The organism is Candidatus Pelagibacter sp. Uisw_113 (assembly GCF_047717815.1).
Classification (GTDB): Bacteria; Pseudomonadota; Alphaproteobacteria; order Pelagibacterales; family Pelagibacteraceae; genus Pelagibacter.
The window spans coordinates 776,711-794,067 of the sequence record NZ_CP159809.1 but is presented as its reverse complement, the minus strand read 5'-3'; the positions used below and the strand labels follow the sequence as shown (position 1 = coordinate 794,067).

Annotated in this window: 20 protein-coding genes, 1 pseudogene and 1 riboswitch; of the genes and pseudogenes, 12 read left to right on the top strand and 9 right to left on the bottom strand. The window is 29.3% G+C overall.

What is annotated here, in order from left to right:
• The first annotated feature begins 38 nt into the window (after positions 1-38).
• The 5 genes from ald to ABXT39_RS04325 all read left to right on the top strand — a co-directional run bounded on the left by ald (position 39) and on the right by ABXT39_RS04325 (position 5,589).
• The gene (ald, locus tag ABXT39_RS04345) at positions 39-1,157 is read left to right on the top strand and encodes an alanine dehydrogenase (protein ID WP_415294481.1); all 1,119 of its coding nucleotides are present in this window, start codon (positions 39-41) and stop codon (positions 1,155-1,157) included.
• A gap of 9 nt (positions 1,158-1,166) precedes the next feature.
• Positions 1,167-3,611, top strand: coding sequence for a GcvT family protein (locus ABXT39_RS04340; protein WP_415294480.1), 2,445 nt, complete (start codon positions 1,167-1,169; stop codon positions 3,609-3,611).
• Positions 3,612-3,652: 41 nt separating this feature from the next.
• Positions 3,653-3,886: a hypothetical protein gene (locus tag ABXT39_RS04335; RefSeq protein WP_415294479.1), complete on the top strand. Its 234-nt coding sequence runs from the start codon at positions 3,653-3,655 to the stop codon at positions 3,884-3,886.
• Positions 3,887-4,006: 120 nt separating this feature from the next.
• Positions 4,007-5,062 (top strand): glycosyltransferase, encoded by a 1,056-nt coding sequence (locus tag ABXT39_RS04330; RefSeq protein WP_415294478.1) that lies wholly within the window; start codon positions 4,007-4,009, stop codon positions 5,060-5,062.
• A gap of 17 nt (positions 5,063-5,079) precedes the next feature.
• On the top strand, positions 5,080-5,589 hold the full coding sequence (locus ABXT39_RS04325; protein WP_415294477.1) for a hypothetical protein: 510 nt from the start codon (positions 5,080-5,082) through the stop codon (positions 5,587-5,589).
• A 4-nt stretch (positions 5,590-5,593) separates the two neighbouring features.
• On the opposite strand, the gene ABXT39_RS04320 is transcribed toward ABXT39_RS04325, so the two are convergent.
• Positions 5,594-6,256 (bottom strand): TenA family protein, encoded by a 663-nt coding sequence (locus tag ABXT39_RS04320; protein WP_415294475.1) that lies wholly within the window; start codon positions 6,254-6,256, stop codon positions 5,594-5,596.
• Positions 6,256-7,749: a sodium:solute symporter family transporter gene (locus ABXT39_RS04315; protein ID WP_415294474.1), complete on the bottom strand. Its 1,494-nt coding sequence runs from the start codon at positions 7,747-7,749 to the stop codon at positions 6,256-6,258. The genes ABXT39_RS04320 and ABXT39_RS04315 overlap by 1 nt, the downstream gene beginning before the upstream one ends.
• A riboswitch (TPP riboswitch) is annotated at positions 7,737-7,826 on the bottom strand. It overlaps the preceding gene by 13 nt.
• A 153-nt stretch (positions 7,827-7,979) precedes the next feature.
• Here ABXT39_RS04315 and ABXT39_RS04310 point away from each other — a divergent pair.
• From ABXT39_RS04310 to ABXT39_RS04290, 5 genes are all read left to right on the top strand, one after another.
• Entirely contained in the window at positions 7,980-8,915 is a 936-nt protein-coding gene (locus ABXT39_RS04310) for an ABC transporter ATP-binding protein (protein WP_415294473.1), read from the top strand.
• The gene (locus ABXT39_RS04305) at positions 8,905-9,672 is read left to right on the top strand and encodes an ABC transporter permease (RefSeq protein WP_415294472.1); all 768 of its coding nucleotides are present in this window, start codon (positions 8,905-8,907) and stop codon (positions 9,670-9,672) included. Before ABXT39_RS04310 ends, ABXT39_RS04305 begins: the two co-directional genes overlap by 11 nt.
• 37 nt (positions 9,673-9,709) lie before the next feature.
• Positions 9,710-10,843 carry an RIP metalloprotease RseP gene (rseP, locus tag ABXT39_RS04300; protein WP_415294471.1) on the top strand — a complete coding sequence of 378 codons (1,134 nt, stop codon included), beginning with the start codon at positions 9,710-9,712 and terminating at the stop codon, positions 10,841-10,843.
• 139 nt (positions 10,844-10,982) lie between these two features.
• Positions 10,983-11,258: an HU family DNA-binding protein gene (locus tag ABXT39_RS04295; protein ID WP_169036682.1), complete on the top strand. Its 276-nt coding sequence runs from the start codon at positions 10,983-10,985 to the stop codon at positions 11,256-11,258.
• A 144-nt stretch (positions 11,259-11,402) separates the two neighbouring features.
• Entirely contained in the window at positions 11,403-12,704 is a 1,302-nt protein-coding gene (locus ABXT39_RS04290) for an ammonium transporter (RefSeq protein WP_415294469.1), read from the top strand.
• A 52-nt stretch (positions 12,705-12,756) separates the two neighbouring features.
• Here ABXT39_RS04290 and ABXT39_RS04285 read toward each other — a convergent pair.
• Together ABXT39_RS04285 and ABXT39_RS04280 are read right to left on the bottom strand one after the other, a co-directional pair.
• Positions 12,757-13,218, bottom strand: a pseudogene (locus tag ABXT39_RS04285) (peroxiredoxin).
• Positions 13,211-14,212 carry a glycosyltransferase family 2 protein gene (locus ABXT39_RS04280; RefSeq protein ID WP_415294468.1) on the bottom strand — a complete coding sequence of 334 codons (1,002 nt, stop codon included), beginning with the start codon at positions 14,210-14,212 and terminating at the stop codon, positions 13,211-13,213. The pseudogene ABXT39_RS04285 and the gene ABXT39_RS04280 overlap by 8 nt, the downstream one beginning before the upstream one ends.
• 32 nt (positions 14,213-14,244) lie before the next feature.
• Here ABXT39_RS04280 and ABXT39_RS04275 point away from each other — a divergent pair, with 32 nt between their 5' ends.
• Positions 14,245-14,628: a rhodanese-like domain-containing protein gene (locus tag ABXT39_RS04275; RefSeq protein WP_415294466.1), complete on the top strand. Its 384-nt coding sequence runs from the start codon at positions 14,245-14,247 to the stop codon at positions 14,626-14,628.
• 1 nt (position 14,629) lies between these two features.
• Here the strand turns inward: ABXT39_RS04275 and ABXT39_RS04270 are convergent, their stop codons facing one another.
• Both ABXT39_RS04270 and ABXT39_RS04265 read right to left on the bottom strand, forming a co-directional pair.
• Entirely contained in the window at positions 14,630-15,205 is a 576-nt protein-coding gene (locus tag ABXT39_RS04270; RefSeq protein ID WP_415294465.1) for a 2-hydroxychromene-2-carboxylate isomerase, read from the bottom strand.
• Positions 15,198-15,671, bottom strand: a complete 474-nt coding sequence (locus ABXT39_RS04265) for an ABA4-like family protein (protein WP_415294464.1) — start codon at positions 15,669-15,671, stop codon at positions 15,198-15,200. Before ABXT39_RS04265 ends, ABXT39_RS04270 begins: the two co-directional genes overlap by 8 nt.
• A 37-nt stretch (positions 15,672-15,708) precedes the next feature.
• Between ABXT39_RS04265 and ABXT39_RS04260 the strand changes: the two genes are divergently transcribed.
• Positions 15,709-16,263: a regulatory protein RecX gene (locus ABXT39_RS04260; protein WP_415294463.1), complete on the top strand. Its 555-nt coding sequence runs from the start codon at positions 15,709-15,711 to the stop codon at positions 16,261-16,263.
• Here ABXT39_RS04260 and ABXT39_RS04255 read toward each other — a convergent pair.
• Genes ABXT39_RS04255 through ABXT39_RS04245 form a run of 3 tightly spaced genes read right to left on the bottom strand, consistent with a single transcriptional unit; the run spans position 16,255 to position 17,338 of the window.
• Positions 16,255-16,401 carry a hypothetical protein gene (locus ABXT39_RS04255; RefSeq protein ID WP_415294462.1) on the bottom strand — a complete coding sequence of 49 codons (147 nt, stop codon included), beginning with the start codon at positions 16,399-16,401 and terminating at the stop codon, positions 16,255-16,257. The genes ABXT39_RS04260 and ABXT39_RS04255 overlap by 9 nt on opposite strands.
• Positions 16,401-17,171, bottom strand: coding sequence for a 3'(2'),5'-bisphosphate nucleotidase CysQ family protein (locus ABXT39_RS04250; protein WP_415294460.1), 771 nt, complete (start codon positions 17,169-17,171; stop codon positions 16,401-16,403). The genes ABXT39_RS04255 and ABXT39_RS04250 overlap by 1 nt, the downstream gene beginning before the upstream one ends.
• Positions 17,168-17,338 carry a DUF3553 domain-containing protein gene (locus ABXT39_RS04245; protein ID WP_415294459.1) on the bottom strand — a complete coding sequence of 57 codons (171 nt, stop codon included), beginning with the start codon at positions 17,336-17,338 and terminating at the stop codon, positions 17,168-17,170. The genes ABXT39_RS04250 and ABXT39_RS04245 overlap by 4 nt, the downstream gene beginning before the upstream one ends.
• Positions 17,339-17,357: the final 19 nt, after the last annotated feature.

Genomic DNA, 17,357 nt, shown 5'->3' with positions numbered 1-17,357 from the left:
CTTTACAAAATTAAAGCGTTGAAAAGGGAGAAAATGTTATGAAAATTGGCGTACCTAAAGAAATCAAACTACAAGAACATCGTATTGGATTAACTCCTGATAGTGTTAAAACCTTAATATCAGAAGGTCATGAGGTTTTAGTTGAGAATAATGGTGGATTTGAAGCTGGTTTTGAAAACGAACAATATACAAGCGTTGGTGCTAAAATCATTGATAAAGCTGAAGATATTTTTAATGATACGGATATTATTGTAAAAGTAAAAGAACCTCAATCAGGTGAAGTTAAGATGATTAGAGAAAATCAGATTGTCTACACTTATTTACACTTAGCAGCAGCTAAAGAATTAACTGAGGGACTAATTAAATCTAAAGGTGTTTGTATAGCTTATGAAACAGTCACTGATGATAATGGACGATTGCCATTACTTGCACCAATGAGTGCAGTTGCTGGTCGTATGTCAGTTCAGGCAGGTGCACATTGCTTAGAAAAAAATCAAAACGGTAGAGGTCTTTTATTGGGTGGTGCTCCTGGCGTTGAAGGAGGAACTGTTGTAATTTTAGGTGGTGGTGTTGTTGGAGAAAATGCTGCAGTGATAGCAACGGGAATGAGAGCTAAAGTTCATATCGTTGATAAATCAGAAGCAAGACTAAAACAGCTTGTTGAAATGTTTGGTGATAAAATTATTCCAGAACAAAGTGATAAAATTGATTTAAATAAATTAGTTGCAGAAGCTGATCTTTTAATTGGAGGCGTTTTAATTCCAGGCGCTGAAGCTCCAAAATTAGTTACTAAACCAATGTTAAAATTAATGAAAAGAGGATCTGTAATTGTTGATGTTGCAATTGATCAAGGTGGTTGTGTTGAAACAAGCAAACCAACAACTCATGGTGATCCAACTTATATAGTAGACGATGTTGTTCATTACTGTGTAGCTAATATGCCAGGTGGAGTTCCTAGAACTTCAACTATAGCATTAAATAATGCAACACTTCCTCATTTAGTTAAACTTGCAAATAAGGGTTATGAAAAAGCATTAAGTGAAGACAAACACTTATTAGCAGGACTTAATGTTCATAAAGGAATGGTAACTTACAAAGCGGTTGCCGATGTCTTTGGGCATGAATTTGTTGCACCAGAGAAAGCAATAACAAGCTAAGATTATTTTATGGATAAAAAATTCCCTACCAACGCAAAAGTTGTTGTGATTGGAGGGGGTATTGCTGGTTGCTCAGTTGCTTACCATCTTGCAAAATATGGGTGGAAAGACACTGTATTACTGGAAAGAGATCAACTTACATCTGGAACCACTTGGCATGCAGCTGGCCTTGTTGGTCAATTAGGTGCGTCTTCTACAATTACACGTCTTAGAAAGTATTCATTAAATCTTTATAAAGAATTAGAAAAAAAAACTGGCTTATCAACTGGTCTAAAACAAAACGGAGCAATTACAGTTGCAAGTACACCTGAAAGATTACAAGAATTATTAAGACAAGCAACAGCAGCAAAATTATTTGATGTTAATGCTGAATCAGTTAACAAAAAAAGAATTAAAGAGTTGTATCCCGTAATAAATGATGAAGATATTTTAGGGGGAGTTTATATGCCAGAAGATGGTCAAGCTGACCCTATAGGGGTTACCAATGTATTAGCTAAAGCTGCGAAAATGGAAGGGGCTCAGATATTTGAGAAAACCCCTGTTGAAAAAATATTAGTTAAAGACAAAAAAATTGTTGGTGTTCAAACTAAATTTGGCAAAATCGACTGTGAATATGTTGTAATTGCAACTGGGATGTGGTCAAGACAAATTGGAGAAAATATTGGTGTAAGTATTCCATTATATCCGAATGAACACTTTTATATAATCACAGAGCCATTAGATAAATTACCTAAAAATCTACCTGTTCTAAGAGACTATAATTCATGTCTTTATCTAAAAGAAGATGCTGGAAAAATGCTAGTTGGAATATTCGAACCTAATGCAAAACCAGCCTTTAGAGATAAGGGTGTTGTTCCTGAAGACTTTTCTTTTGGTGAATTTCCAGATGATTTTGATCATTTTGAGCCTTATTTAGAAAAATCATTTCAAAGATTACCCATGTTAGAAACTGCTGGAATTAGAAAATTTTTCTCAGGGCCTGAATCTTTTACACCAGACACTCAATATCTTTTAGGAGAAACTCCTGAAGTTAATAATCTTTTTACATGTTGTGGATTTAATAGTATTGGCATTGCAAGCTCTGGTGGAGCTGGAAGAGTTACTGCTGAATGGATGATTAATGGATATATGAATGAAGATTTATTTTCACTTGATATTAAAAGATTTCAAAAATTTCATTCAAATAAAAAATTTATTATGGAAAGGGTAACAGAAACTCTTGGTGATTTATACGGAATGCACTGGCCTTATAAACAGCATAACACATCAAGAAATCAAAGATTGTTACCCTATCACGAAGAATTAAAAAAAGAGGGCGCATGTTTTGGTGTGTCGGGTGAATACGAAAGACCCATGTGGTACACAATTAATAATGAAAAAGCAGAATACAAATATAGTTTTGATTATCAGAATTGGTATCCTTCAGTTGAATTTGAAACAAAAAATACAATTGCGAATGTTGGTTTGTACGAATTATCTCCCTTTTCAAAATATGAAATAAAAGGAGAGCAGGCACACAGTGAATTACAAAGAATATGCACAGCTAATATTAAAAATGAAATAGGTAGATCAACTTACACACAGATGTTGAATGAGGCAGGGGGAATTGAAACAGACTTATCTGTTATTTGTATTGAGAAAAATCATTTTAGAATAATAAGTTCAGCTGCAACAAGAACTCATGATAAAGCACATATTATAAAACATTTATCATTTAATTTAGAGTTTAAAGATATTACTGATGATCTTGTTTGCATAGGAATTTTTGGACCAAAAAGTAGAAATTTAATCTCAAAAATTTCAAATGAAGATTTTAGTAATGAAACATTTAAATTTGGTTATGGAAAACTTGTAACTCTGGATTCAAAAAAAGTTTGGGCCCAAAGATTATCTTATGTGGGTGAACTAGGATTTGAACTTTATATAGAGAACAAAGATGCTAGAGAAATTTATCAATTAATTGTTGATGAGGGAAAAAATCATAATTTATCTCATTGTGGGTCACATGCAATGGACACAATGAGAATGGAAAGTGGATTTTTACACTGGGGTCATGATATTTCTCCTGAAGAAAATCAATATGAGGCAGGATTAAATTTTGCAATTAGTTATAAAAAAGAAATCAATTTTATTGGCAAAGAAAGCTTATTAAAAATAAAAGATAAAAAACAAGATAGGAGATTTATTATGCTGTCACTTAAAGACAGTAAGCCAGGCACACCTCTATTATTACATGAAGAACCAATTTATTTAGAAGATACAATTATTGGTAGAACAACTTCAGGAAATTATTCCTTTAATTATCAAAAAAATCTTTCGTTTGGATATGTTACGTCAAAATACACAAATAAAGAATTAGGAAAAATGAATCTATATATAGAGGTAGCAAAAAAAAAATACCCAGTAATGGTAGAGATTAATTCATTAAAGGATAGAAAAAATAGATTGTTGTAAAACAAGTTGCCCATATAAAAGATTGGTGATTAGGTTACGGTATGTACAAAATAACTCTTTATAAAAATAAATTATTTCACGAAGAGCAAGATCAAAAAAAATCTCAAAGTACTTTCTATAGAAATACAAATAGAACAAAATCTGTTGATATAAATATTTTATTAAACAGGGTAAAGTTAGAAAAGAAAAATAAAATTAAAAAACAAATAATCTTTTTTTGCTCTACATTATTTTTACTACTCTTATTTGGAACCTTCATTGTAGTTTTTAAATAATTACTACCCTATTAGAAGCTAAATCTAAGTTATAAATTGCTCAATATTATTAAATTACAGAAATTTTTTTTTAAAATTAATTAGATTTAATTTTGAATAAAAGTAAATATAAGACATTAAATGTCAAAAATTAATATTATATATCTTTTACCTGAGATGAAAGGTGCTTCTGGTGGTGCAAAAGTTATATATAATCACTCACTTATTTTAAATACGCTAAATAAGAGAACAGAGTCTTGCGTAGTACATTTAAAAAAAAAATTATCTTACAAGTTTGAATTATCTTTAGCAAAAAAAATTAAATTTTTGAATAAAAAAATAGGAGGCTGGGATGGGAGAAAGATGAAAGTTAGTAACAATTTTTTGCCAGATAATAATTGGTACAATGATAAAATTAAAATAATAAAAAATTTAAAGTTTAACAATGATAAAGATTTTATAATAATTCCTGAAATTTTTGCTCATTTTGCAGAAGAATTAGAATTTAAAAAAAAGGGAATTAAATATGGAATTTTTGTTCAGGGATCATTTCATATGGGTTCCTCAGAAAATTTTAATAAAATTAAATCTTCGTATGAGAATGCAAATCTTATTATATCCACCTCATCATATAGTCTAAATTTTATTAAAAGTCTTTTTCCCAAATGTAAAAAGAATATCTTAAAGGTTAATTTATCTGTTAACACCATAATAAATAAAAATTTGAAAAAAAATTATATTACTTGTATGCCAAGAAAACTTCCTTCCCATTTTTTTTTATTACAGTTTTATCTGCAAAATAAAATACCAAATAACTGGAAAATCGACATAATAGATAATGTCAGTAAAAAAGAATTACTTAATAAATTAAAAAGATCAAAATTATTTTTATCATTTTCGCACTTTGAAGGCTTTGGTTTGCCCCCACTTGAAGCTGCTCTAACTGGCAATAAGGTTATTGGGTATATTGGTGGTGGTGGAAAAGAATACTGGAAAAAACCAATTTTTAATGAGATTGAGTATGGAGAAATAAGCAAGTTCGGTAATACAATTTTAAAAGAAATTGATACATATGATAATAATTGGATAAAAAAAACAGAAGCTACAAGGAATCATTTAGCAAAAAAATATTCTATAATATCTGAAAGAAAATCATTAATTGATCTATCAAATAAAATTATCAAACTTTTTAAATAAAGGTTACAATTTAAATAATGCTATCTGACAAAATTAAAGATCATCTAAATGAATACATAAGCCAAGAGGTCTATGTTCAAGTAGCCATTTCTAAGGGTAAAAATAAAATCTCAACTAATGCTGCAATCAGTAAGTACTTTGAAAGTAATCATTTTACAGGGTTAGCTGAAGGAAAACCTTACAATACTTTTTTAGACGATCTTAAAGAAAAGTGTTTAGGAAAATTAGTAAACTCTCCAATGAAAGATAGCAAAACAGATGACGAGATCATTATTGAACTTCAAAGAAAACTTAACAATTTAAAAATTGAAGAATTAAACAATACCTACTGGGAAGTTGAGACGGGAGAGTATTTAAGTGGAACAGATATTAAAGAAATTGAAATTGAGAGAGATACTTTAATCAAATTTTTAACTTCAAAAAATGAAGCACATGACACGGTAAGTACTCTTTGCAAAAATTATGAAAAACTTTGCAGGGAAAAGTATCCTGAAGCCCCATTACCATTAGAAATTTTAAGTAACTAAAAATTTAGACAAAACTTTCCCAAAAATTTCTTTCAAGGATAGTCGATTTTTTAAAGTTTCTTTTAAGTTTATTTAATTTTCTATTCTTATTATTTTTTAAGAGGATATCTAAATACTCAATATTATCTTTAGCTACTCGTTGGTATTTTTTTGATGAATACATTTTAATCCAAGAACTATATTTACTTTTTTTCCAATTTTTATTTTTAGAAAGATTAAATCCAATCTCACCATAGCCAATAATACATACTGATAGGCATGAGAACATATCAAGATTGTCACCATTTTTACCTACTCCTAGTACATAATCAGTATAAGCACTATTAGCTTTATCGACCTTGATGTTATTAAGAGACATAAGGGATATATTCCACTTTTTACAATAATTGATGTGGAGTTTGATTTCATGATCAATTCCCTTAATAAAATTTACTGATCTATTAATTTCTTCAAAGTTATTAGACTTATAAACACTAAGAGCTAAAATTTTAAGAAATTGCTGCAAGAAAACATAATCTTGAACTAAATAATTTTTAAAATTTTCATCGGGCAGTTTGTTACTTACTAAATCGGATAAAAATTTATGATTAGTGTATTCAGACCATTCCTTCTTACAGCTACTCTTTAATTTATAAAAAAAAGTTTTTTTATTATTATAAATATTCACTATTCCTTAATTGAAGTTTTAATCTTGGAAAAGTTAAAGTTACCATTCTTTTTAAAAAGCATCACTGTAATCATTGGTGTAAATGTCGCTAAAATAAATGACCAAAATAATAATGCTGTAGATATCCAAATAGGAAATACTTCAGTTGGAAACAATCCACCAATTAAAATACTTTTATCAAAAGTTTGGTTAGGAAATAAAAGCAATCCAGATATCAGTCCAATTATAACTGAAATTAAAGAAAGTTTTTCATCAATATCACCCTTGAACATTCCATAAAAAATAGGAAATACCGCAGCACAACATAACAAATCAGCAAATAAAAACATAAATAAGACGCTATAACCCTTAGATGCGATCAAAAAAACAATTACTGATAAACCACATATTAAATATTTAGAAAGCGTAAGATAACTATTCTTATTTTTTAAATTTATAAACTTATTTCCTTCAATAGTAATAGTGCTTGAAAGCGCATTAATAAGTGTATCCATACTACTAATCACTAAGGCTAAAACTAAAATTAATATTGAAATAGTTAACAAAGAATTAATTCCAGTAAATGGCTTTAATAAAAGAGTAAAGAATAAAGTACTAGGGTCTACTGCTTTATCAACTGACACCGCAAGAATTCCAAAGAAACCTAAAACAAGCATAAATGGAATTACAATAAAGAAGGCAGACATAAATCCTTTTCTTAAATCATCTGAACTTTTTGCCGCAAATACTCTCTGCCAAACACCTTGATCAAATAAGTTGGTTGCAAAAACAGCAATGAAGAAAGTTAAGCCAGCAGTATATCCATAAAAATATTTACCACTCATTAAAGTACCAGCTTTCTCATTAATTAAATCCATAGAAAAAGTATTATTTCCAGAATTAAAGATATGGTTGATAGCAAATATTAATAAAATCATAATTATAATAAATTGAATTTTATCTGTAAAAATTGAAGCTCTAAGCCCCCCGTAAAGAGTGTAAGATAAAGTAGCTACAATTATTACAAGAGAGGTTTGCCAAAGAGGAAACCCTGACATTAAGTTAACAACTTTTGCAATCGCTGTAACTTCAGCTGCAAAATAAACAAACATGTACATTATTGTTAATAATAAAACTAAACGAAACATAGCTTTACCAAATCTAATTAGAACAAATTGAGTAAGAGTATTACCATTAGGCATAATTTTTCTCATTCGTTGACCGATTGTAATAAAAGCTAAGAAGGGTAGAGCCTGACCTAAGCCATAACCAATTATAGCACCTAAACCACCCCAAGTAGCAGCTTCTGATGGACCAATTAAAATCCACACACCAAAACATGATGCAACTAAGGATGCAGTTAAGGATCTTTTACCAATTGATCTGTCTGCATTTAAATACGAGTTAATTGAAAGTTTACCTCTTGAATAAACTATTCCAATAGTAGCAAAAGCTAATGAAGTTAAAAGTAAGGTAATTATAGTAGTTGATTGATCTAAATATATTGTGTTCATTTTTTCCCTTCGTTGTGATTATACAACAGGTTCTTTGGGTATATTCTCAGCTTTTTACAGCACCCCAGAAACTGATATTCTTAAAAAAAAGAATATAAAAGTTAATTAAAGAAATAATTAAATTAAGTCAAATTTTAACCCCAAGATATGAACACTGGGTAATGAAATAATGTATTAAATTAGTAGGTTTATTGAATTAATTTCATTAATAACTATATACACCTTAATAAATGTCTGAGATTCAAATATCCATTAATAACTTATCGAAAGTTTATGATAATGGTTTTAAAGCCCTTAACGATGTTAATCTTAAAGTAAAACAAGGTGAAATCCTTGCAATGCTTGGACCTAATGGTGCGGGAAAAACAAGTTTAATCAGTATTATTTGTGGAATTGTTAAACCTTCTTCAGGAATTGTTACAATTGATAATTTTGATATTATAAAAGATTATAGAGAGACGAGATCAAGAATAGGGCTTGTTCCTCAAGAATTAAACTTAGAATCTTTTGAAACTGTTTTTGATACAGTGTCTTATTCCAGAGGATTGTATGGAAAGCCACCTAAACCAGAACATATTGAGAAAATTCTAAAAGATTTAAGTTTGTGGGATAAAAAAGATCAAAGACTGAGACAATTGTCAGGTGGAATGAAGAGAAGAGTTTTAATTGCAAAAGCTTTGTCTCATGAACCTAAAATACTATTCCTTGATGAGCCAACAGCAGGTGTTGATGTTGAACTTAGAAGAGACATGTGGATGGTTGTTGAGGAGTTAAGAAAAACAGGGGTCACAATTATCTTAACTACCCATTATATTGAAGAGGCAGAAGCTATTGCTGACCGTGTAGCTGTAATTAATCAAGGAGAAATTATTATTGTTGAAGATAAAAAAGAATTAATTAAAAAAATGGGTCATAAAAAACTAACCATTGAATTACAAAAAAAAATTAAAGAAATTCCTGATGATTTACTTAAATATAGCCTTGAAATAGGCGATGAACACATGTCTTTAATTTATACTTATAATGTTCAAGCTGAAAAAACTGGTATTACAGATTTATTACAAGACTTAAAAGATACTGGCTTAAAGTTAAAAGATTTAAAAACAGAACAAAGTACTTTGGAGAAGATATTTGTTGATTTAGTAAAGGAGAATAATGAAATTTAATTATTACGGGTTTAGAGCTATTTATGTTCATGAGATGAATAGATTTATAAGAACTGTTGGTCAATCTATTCTTTCACCAGTAATATCCACCTCATTATATTTTGTAGTGTTCGGTTCAGTTATTGGAGGTTATATTGAAAAAATTGATGGTGTTAGTTATGGATCATTCATTGTACCAGGTTTATTAATGCTAACTTTGTTAACTCAATCAATAAGTAACACTTCGTTTGGAATATTTTTTCCAAAATTTAATGGAACTATTAACGAGATTTTAGCAGCACCTATATCAACGCTTGAAACGGTTCTAGCTTTTGTTGGGGCAGGAGCTACTAAAACATTAATTGTTGGTGCTGTAATTTATGCAACTGCTTCTTTTTTTGCAGATGTGACAGTTAAATATCCATTGTTAATGATATTTTTATTAGTTTTAGTTTCTTTTACATTCGCTTTATTTGGATTTTTAATTGGAGTTGTTAGTAAAAACTTTGAGCAGATGTCGATCATTCCATCATTAGTTATTACACCCATGGTATTCTTAGGTGGAAGTTTATACTCTCTTGATATGTTGCCACCATTTTGGCAAACAATTTCTTACTTTAATCCAGTGGTTTATTTAATTGATGGCTTAAGATTTTCTTTCTACGGTGTATCTGATTTTGATATTTGGATAAGTATAAGCTCAATGGTATTTTTTTTAGTGATTTGTGTAATCTTAGTCACAATGTTACTTAAAAAAGGCTATAATATTAAAAGCTAGAAATTAGAATAATAAATAGTATTATTAAAATATAATCATGTTGTCTTATATATTACCCTTCATAGTTTTAATTGTTATCGTGGTGTTTATTCATGAATATGGGCATTATTATTTTGCTAAACGCTTTGGTGTAGGGGTTACTGATTTTTCAATCGGTTTTGGTAAAGAAATGTTTGGTTGGAATGATAAATCAGGCACTAGATGGAAGGTTTGTGTCATACCACTTGGGGGATACGTTAAGTTTTTTGGTGATAGAAACGTTTATAGCCAAGCTGATAATGAAAAAATTATAAAAGAATATAGTAAAGAAGACCAAGATAAATTGTTTGTACTAAAACCTTTATATCAAAGAGCTTTAATTGTATTTGGTGGCCCTTTAGCTAACTTTTTATTAGCAATTCTAATATTTTTCTCAGTTTATACCTTTGCTGGAAAAGACTTTACACCAGCTGTAATCAACGAAGTTCAAAAAGATAGTCCTGCAATGGTAGCCGGTCTTAAAGATAACGATATTGTGGTCTCAATTGATGGCAATGAAGTTAAAAGCATCATGGAAGTTTCAAAGTATATCATGATGTCTACTGATGAATTCATCAATTTTACAGTAAATAGATATGATCAAGATTTAACTTTTAGAGTAAAACCTAACATTGTTGATGGGGAGGATAACCTTGGTAATAAAATCAGTAAACGAATGGTAGGTATTAAACTTGGAGCCTATAACAATGAAGTAAACCACATTAAACTTGGTCCAGCTAAAGCATTGTTTTATGCAGTTAATGAGGTTTATTATGTGAGCACTTCTTCTCTTAAGTATATTGGAAGTATGATTACTGGAAATGGTGATACTTCGCAGTTAGGTGGTCCAATTCGAATAGCAAAAATAAGTGGACAAGTTGCAGAATTTGGAATTTTACCATTTATAAGCCTTATGGCTTACATTTCTATTAGCTTAGGGTTGATAAATTTGTTCCCAATTCCAATGTTAGATGGTGGACACTTAATGTTTTATGGAATTGAAAAGGTATTAGGGCGTCCTTTATCACAAAAAACTCAAGAAGGTTTTTTTCGAATCGGATTGTTTTTATTGTTATCATTAATGTTTTTTACAACATTTAATGACTTAAAAGACGTTGGTTTATTTAAGTTTTTTAATAATTATATTTCTTAAATAACCTTTTAAAATCAACATTAATTTAACAAATCACAATATATTGGGGTTTTTATTTTAAGGGGCACTAATAAAAAGCTTGATTTATGGGCTTTAATGTAAATTATGTGAAAATAACCAAAAAACTGGAGCTAAATATATGAACAAAAAACAATTAATAGCACAACTTTCAGGTTCTCTAAACCTAAGTAAAGCTGATGCTGAGCGTACTTTCGATACAATTACAAATACTATTCTAGATGCTTTAAAAGGTGACGATACAGTTAAAATTGCTGGATTTGGAACTTACAAAGTAGCAAAAAGAAAAGCTAGGGTTGGAAGAAACCCAAGAACTGGAGAGCAAATCCAAATCGGTGCTTCTCAAAAGGTTAAGTTTTTACCAGCTAAGTCTCTTAAAGAGATGTTTAATAAGTAATTAAGTCTCAAATTTCTTAACAGCCTTTTACAGAAATGTAACAAGGCTGTTAGTATATGCAAAAACTGCATATCTAAATTTCTCAATCAACAATAGATTTTAAGATCATCATAAATATAAGTGAAGACTTATATGGGAGGTCTTATGACTAAATTAACAAAAATAATATCAACGTTTACGTTGGGTCTATTTTTTCTTCTAGGTCTAACAAATATTGGAAGTGCAGAAACAACAGTATCTGCTGAAGTTCAATACATTTTTAATACATTTTCATTTTTAGTATGTGGATTTCTAGTGATGTGGATGGCAGCAGGTTTTTGTATGCTTGAATCAGGATTGGTTACTACTAAAAGTGTATCAACAATTGTTGCAAAAAATATTGGAAAATTTTCAATTGTTGCAATAATTTTTTACTTAGGGGGTTATAATTTAGCTTACGGAATACCAGAGGGTGGTTTCATTGGTTCGTTTACACCGTGGACATTAACTGATTCTCTTGAGCAAGGTTATTCTGGAAGTGCTGATTGGTTTTTCCAAATGCTATTCGTTGCTGCAACATGTTCTATTGTTTCAGGTGCTGTAGCTGAGAGAATAAAAATTTGGCCTTTCTTTATCTTCTCTGCAATCTTAGGTGGATTAATTTATCCAATTACTATGGGTTGGCAGTGGGGTGGTGGTTGGTTAGCATCCATTGGGTTTTCTGACTTTGCTGGCTCTACTTTAGTTCATGCATGTGGTGGTGCAGCTGCACTAGCAGGTGTAATATTAGTAGGTGCTAGAAGAGGAAGATTTACTCCAAAAGGTGATGTAAAAAATATGGAACCTTTTGCAGCTTCTTCAATTCCATTAACTGCTCTTGGAACATTTATTTTATGGATGGGTTGGTATGGATTTAATGGTGGTTCACAATTAGCTTTAGGAACATTTGAAGATGCAAATGCAATGTCTAAAATATTTATGAATACTCACTTAGCTGGCGCAGCAGGTTGTGTTACAGCAGCTCTTGTTACAAGATTTATTGGTGGAAAAACTGATGTTATAATGATGTTGAACGGTGCTCTTGCTGGTTTAGTTTCAATTACAGCTGAACCTTTAGCTCCAACTCCAATGCTTGCAATTGGTATAGGTGCTGTTGGATCTGTGATTATGTATTTTGGAACTAGCTTATTAAACTCATTTAGATTAGATGATGTTGTTGGAGCTATTCCAGTACATTTATTTGCAGGTGTTTGGGGAACTTTAGCTGTTACCTTCAGTAATACTGGTACAACTTTTACAACTCAATTAATTGGAGTATTATCAGTTACAATCTTTACATTTATCTTCTCATTCATTACATTTCTTCTTTTGAAGCAATTTATTGGCTTAAGAATAAGTGATGAAGCGGAAAAACTGGGAACCGATGTCGCTGAGATTGGTGTTAGAGCATATGCAATCAGAGACTAGTAATATAAGTAATTAAAACAAATAGGCCCCTTAATTGGGGCCCTTTTGATTTCTAAATATTTTTTAAAGTGTCCAAAACTTCTTTAACGTGATCTTTAACTTCTACATTGTTCCAAATTTTTACAATTTTACCATTTGGATCAATTAAGAAAGTTGTTCTTACTATACCCATAAAATCTCTACCCATAAGTTTCTTCTTAGCCCAAACTTTGTATTTTTTCAAAATATTAAGCTCTACATCGGATAAAAGATCAAATTTAATCTTATATTTTTCTTTAAATTTATAGTGACTTTTGAGATCATCTTTAGAAATACCAAATACATCATAATTCAGTTTTTTAAATTTAAGTAATAATTTATTAAAATCATTAGTCTCAACTGTGCAGCCTGGAGTGTCATCTTAAGGGTAAAAATAAAGAATAATATATTTAGCAAGTGAACCTTTAAAAGAATAAATTTTACTATCTGTTGAATTTAATTTAAATAAAGGTGCTTTAGAATTAATTTTAAGCATTAGTTATGTCGTTTTCATCCCATAGTTTTTTATAATCAATAAATGGAGATAACCCATAACTAGAATTTACATTTGTTAAATGCAAAGATAAACTTTTTAAAGGTGAGAGACAAAATTCTTTAGCATAGATTTCATTTAAATATTTTTCAAAAGGATCATGTCTATCTAGGCAATTATTATAAAAGTTATCCCAATACTTGTTTAATAAAGACTTGGTTGTCATAAATGTACATAAGGTTCTATCAATTGTTCTCCAATGTCTTTTATTTCCAATTAAAATGTTTGTTTTTTCATTATTCATATATAGATATGGATAATCAGCAGGGCACATAAAGATATCTTTATCAACCTGCGACGCTATTCTCTCGTATGATGCAATCATTTCTTCCATCATAGGTTCAAAATGTAAATAATCATCCTCTACAAAAAAAACTAAATCTTCACCATGTTCTTTTCCTAACTCAAAAGATTGAAGTAGACTTGATAAATTTGAAAAAGTTTGTTCATTTTTTTGTTGTTTGATTATATTTTTATATTTGTGATGATTTAAAGGAGTGATACTTACCTCTATACTACTTTCATCTATTAGTTTTTTTAGTTTATTTAAATTTTCCTTTTTAGAATTGTCGTCAACAATTATCATTTTAAATTTAACATTTGGATATTTGGTTTTAGAGAAGTTAATTGACTTAATAAGTGAGTTTAAGGCTCTTAATGAATATTCAATTTTAGGCAGCTCAAATAGTCTTCTTTTATTTTGATCCCATATTTCAATATCAGTATTAGTTCTAAATATTATTAATGCTGAGTTTACTTTCTTTGTTATTACTACCTCACCTAATGGTAAAACAATTGATTTTTTATTTATAATTGAAAGTTCTTCATTTAATTCTTTCTGAAGGGTAGGGGAACTAAAATCAGTTTGATCAATTATCTCGTAACCCAAAACTTTTGATAGCTTAATAAATAGTTTTTTTATGATGCTTTTTTTCATATTATTGTTTATGGTTAATTTTTTACAATATTATGACTGTTAAATCATCACAAACTCTAGTTTCTGAAGCATTAAGTGAGGTAAAAACCATTACTGCAGATGAAGCATTAAAGATGTCTAATGAAGGTGTATGTACCTTAATTGATATTAGAGAAAAGGGTGAACTAGATAAAACAGGTAGAATTGAAAACTCAAATCATATACCTCGAGGAATGTTAGAGTTTTGGTTGGATCCAGAAGGTCCTTATTTTAAAAGTGGAAAAATTAATATGAATAAAGAGATGGTTTTATTTTGTGCAGGTGGATTGAGATCTGCTTTAGCTGCAAAATCTTTAAAAGAAATGGGTTTTGAAAAAGTTTCACATATTGATGGTGGTTTTGCTGCAATAAGCCAAAGTGATTTTAAAATAGTTTAAACTACTTATTATACTCGTCTAATGCAAACTCTAGCCTATCTTGTCCCCAAAATATTTTATTATTAACAACAAATGTTGGGGCACCAAATATTTCTTTGTCATGAGCATCTTGAGTAATATTTTTTAATTCTTCTTTAATTTTAAGATCTTTAATTTCTTTAAAAAAAATATTTGAATCTATCTTACATTTTTCAAGAAGAGATTTTAAGATTTCTTGATTAGAGATATCAAGATTATCTTTCCAATAAGCATCAAACATCACGTTAAGATATAAATTTTTATTTTCATTATTAACGAAAAGATAACCACGCATTATATTTAGAGAGTTAATAGGAAATTTAGTGTTCCATATAAAATTAAAGCTGTCTTTTTTTGCGATTAAATCACAATCGCTTATCATATGTTTTAGTTTGGGCTTAATAAAGGCTGGAGCTGTTATTCCCTGCAGGTTATGCAGACCACCCACTAGAACTGGCTTAAAATTAAAATTAATGTTTTTAGTTTTTTTAATTTTTAAGTGCGCTAGGTAAGAGTAAGGACTAATAAAATCAAAATAGAAATCTATTTCTTTAGTCATATAAATTTACTCTTTTCGCATAAAAAATTCTTATGATCCAATAAAGAGTTAAGCCAACTGGTCCAATAAAATAAGTTACCAATATGGGAAAAGACATTAATACTTTGTTAATACCAAATTTTTGTGAGTCTTTAACAATCCATCCTCCACAAAATAAATTAATAGATAAAAAATGGGTCCAAAACAAAATTAAGAAAGATTTGTCGTTAAACAAATAACCAATTGAATTCAAGCCTAAATATAGTTCAAAATTTCTAATAAAGTCATACCCATCGTTGAACAGTACATAGGTTAAATAACAGTAGGCAAAGCTTAAAATGATAAAAGGAAAAATTGATGTAATAAAAACTCTACATATCTGTGACTGTGGAAAGAAGACTAATATTAACCAAAAAGGTAATACACCTAGATTTAACCAAAGAAAAATTATTTCAATTGTAAAGTATGTATAGATTTGATGGATCATTTTTTAGTGTATTATACAATATGCTATTGAGATTCATATGAGAAATAGAAAAAAAACATTACAAGTTACAGTAGAGGAGATGAGAAATTTCTCATTTGCATATATTGAAAGATATTCACCTTCTAAACAGCAGCTCAGAACCTATCTATTAAAGAAGTACCTAAAAGCTAATTTAGAAAATATTAAAAAACAAGATATTACAGATTTAATAGATGTCGTTTTGCAAGATCTTGAAAAAAGTAAATTTATTAATGATAAATTCTATTCTGAAAGTAAATCTAGAAGCTTAATTCAAAGAGGAAGTTCTGTTAATAAAATTAGAAATTATTTGATAACGAAGGGAATTAATGATCGCTACATTAAAGAAACAATAGATAAAATTAAAGAAGACAACTCAGATCAAGATTTTTTTTCTGGAATAAAAATATGTAAAAAAAAGAGAATTGGACCAGCAAGGGCAGAGGATAACAGGGTACTATTTTACAAAAAGGATATTGCTTTACTAGCAAGAAATGGTTTTGATTTTGAAACATCAAAAAAGATCATGGATATTGATCAAGCTGACTATATTAAAATAATTAGATTACTTTAATTTATTTTCTTCTTCTTCCCCTTCAACAAGAGACTTAATTCTATTTCTAATAACATTTTTAACAAAAACAAAAACTAATAAACCAAAGATGGCTACAGATACTACAATTATTAAAATTATTCTTAATTGCTCATCCATTATAATACATTTTTACTTTTTAAAATTAAACTTGGGTTTTTAAACTCAGGTTTTCCGTAGAGTATTTCGTTGTAATCAAAATCAGTTACTTTACCTCCTGAATGTTCAAGGATTGCATGACCTGCCGCAATATCCCATTCACAAGCTCTTGGTTCAGCGACATACATATCAAATTCGCCTGCAGCAATAACACAAAACTTTAGTGAGCTTTTCATTTTTTGAAAAGAACTTATCTTATATTTTTCATGAATTTCCAAAATTTCAGGCTTAAGGTCGTTTGAATAACTTACTGCTGTATATTCATCGTAGTTTTTCTCTTTATTCATTAATGAAATTTCTTGGTTTTTAATTAACTCATAACTATGAGATAGACCGTAAGAGTAAAAAACTCTTTGCTTAGCAGGAACTGTTATGACCCCGATAGCGGGTTTTTTATCTAATATTAATGCTGCATTTAAAGTAAACTCATCACGGTTATTTATATAATCTCTAGTGCCATCAATTGGATCGATTAACCAAAAAGTATTTAAATCAGTATCCATCTTATGATTTGCACTCTCTTCTGAAACAATAGGAATATTTGGGGTTATTTCTTGAATCTTGTTGGTTAAAATTTTATTAACTTCAATATCTCCATTACTTACTGGGGTATTGTCTGATTTAATTTCTTTTTTTAAACCAGCTCCTCTTAAATCCAAAGCTACCTGACTAGCCTTATTAAAAGTTTTTATCAGTGAAAGAGTAATTTTCTTTTTTTCTTCAAGGTTCATTTATATAATTTTTCTAATTGGATTATTTTTGAATTAATGACTTTTTTTCCAACATTTTCAAAATTTACAGTAACTTTACCATTAATTATTGATTGAACTTGTCCAGTTCCCCAATCTTTGTTGTAAGGGTTAGTAACTTTGTCGCCTGGTTCAAAATCTAAAATCATTAATTTACTTATAGTTAAT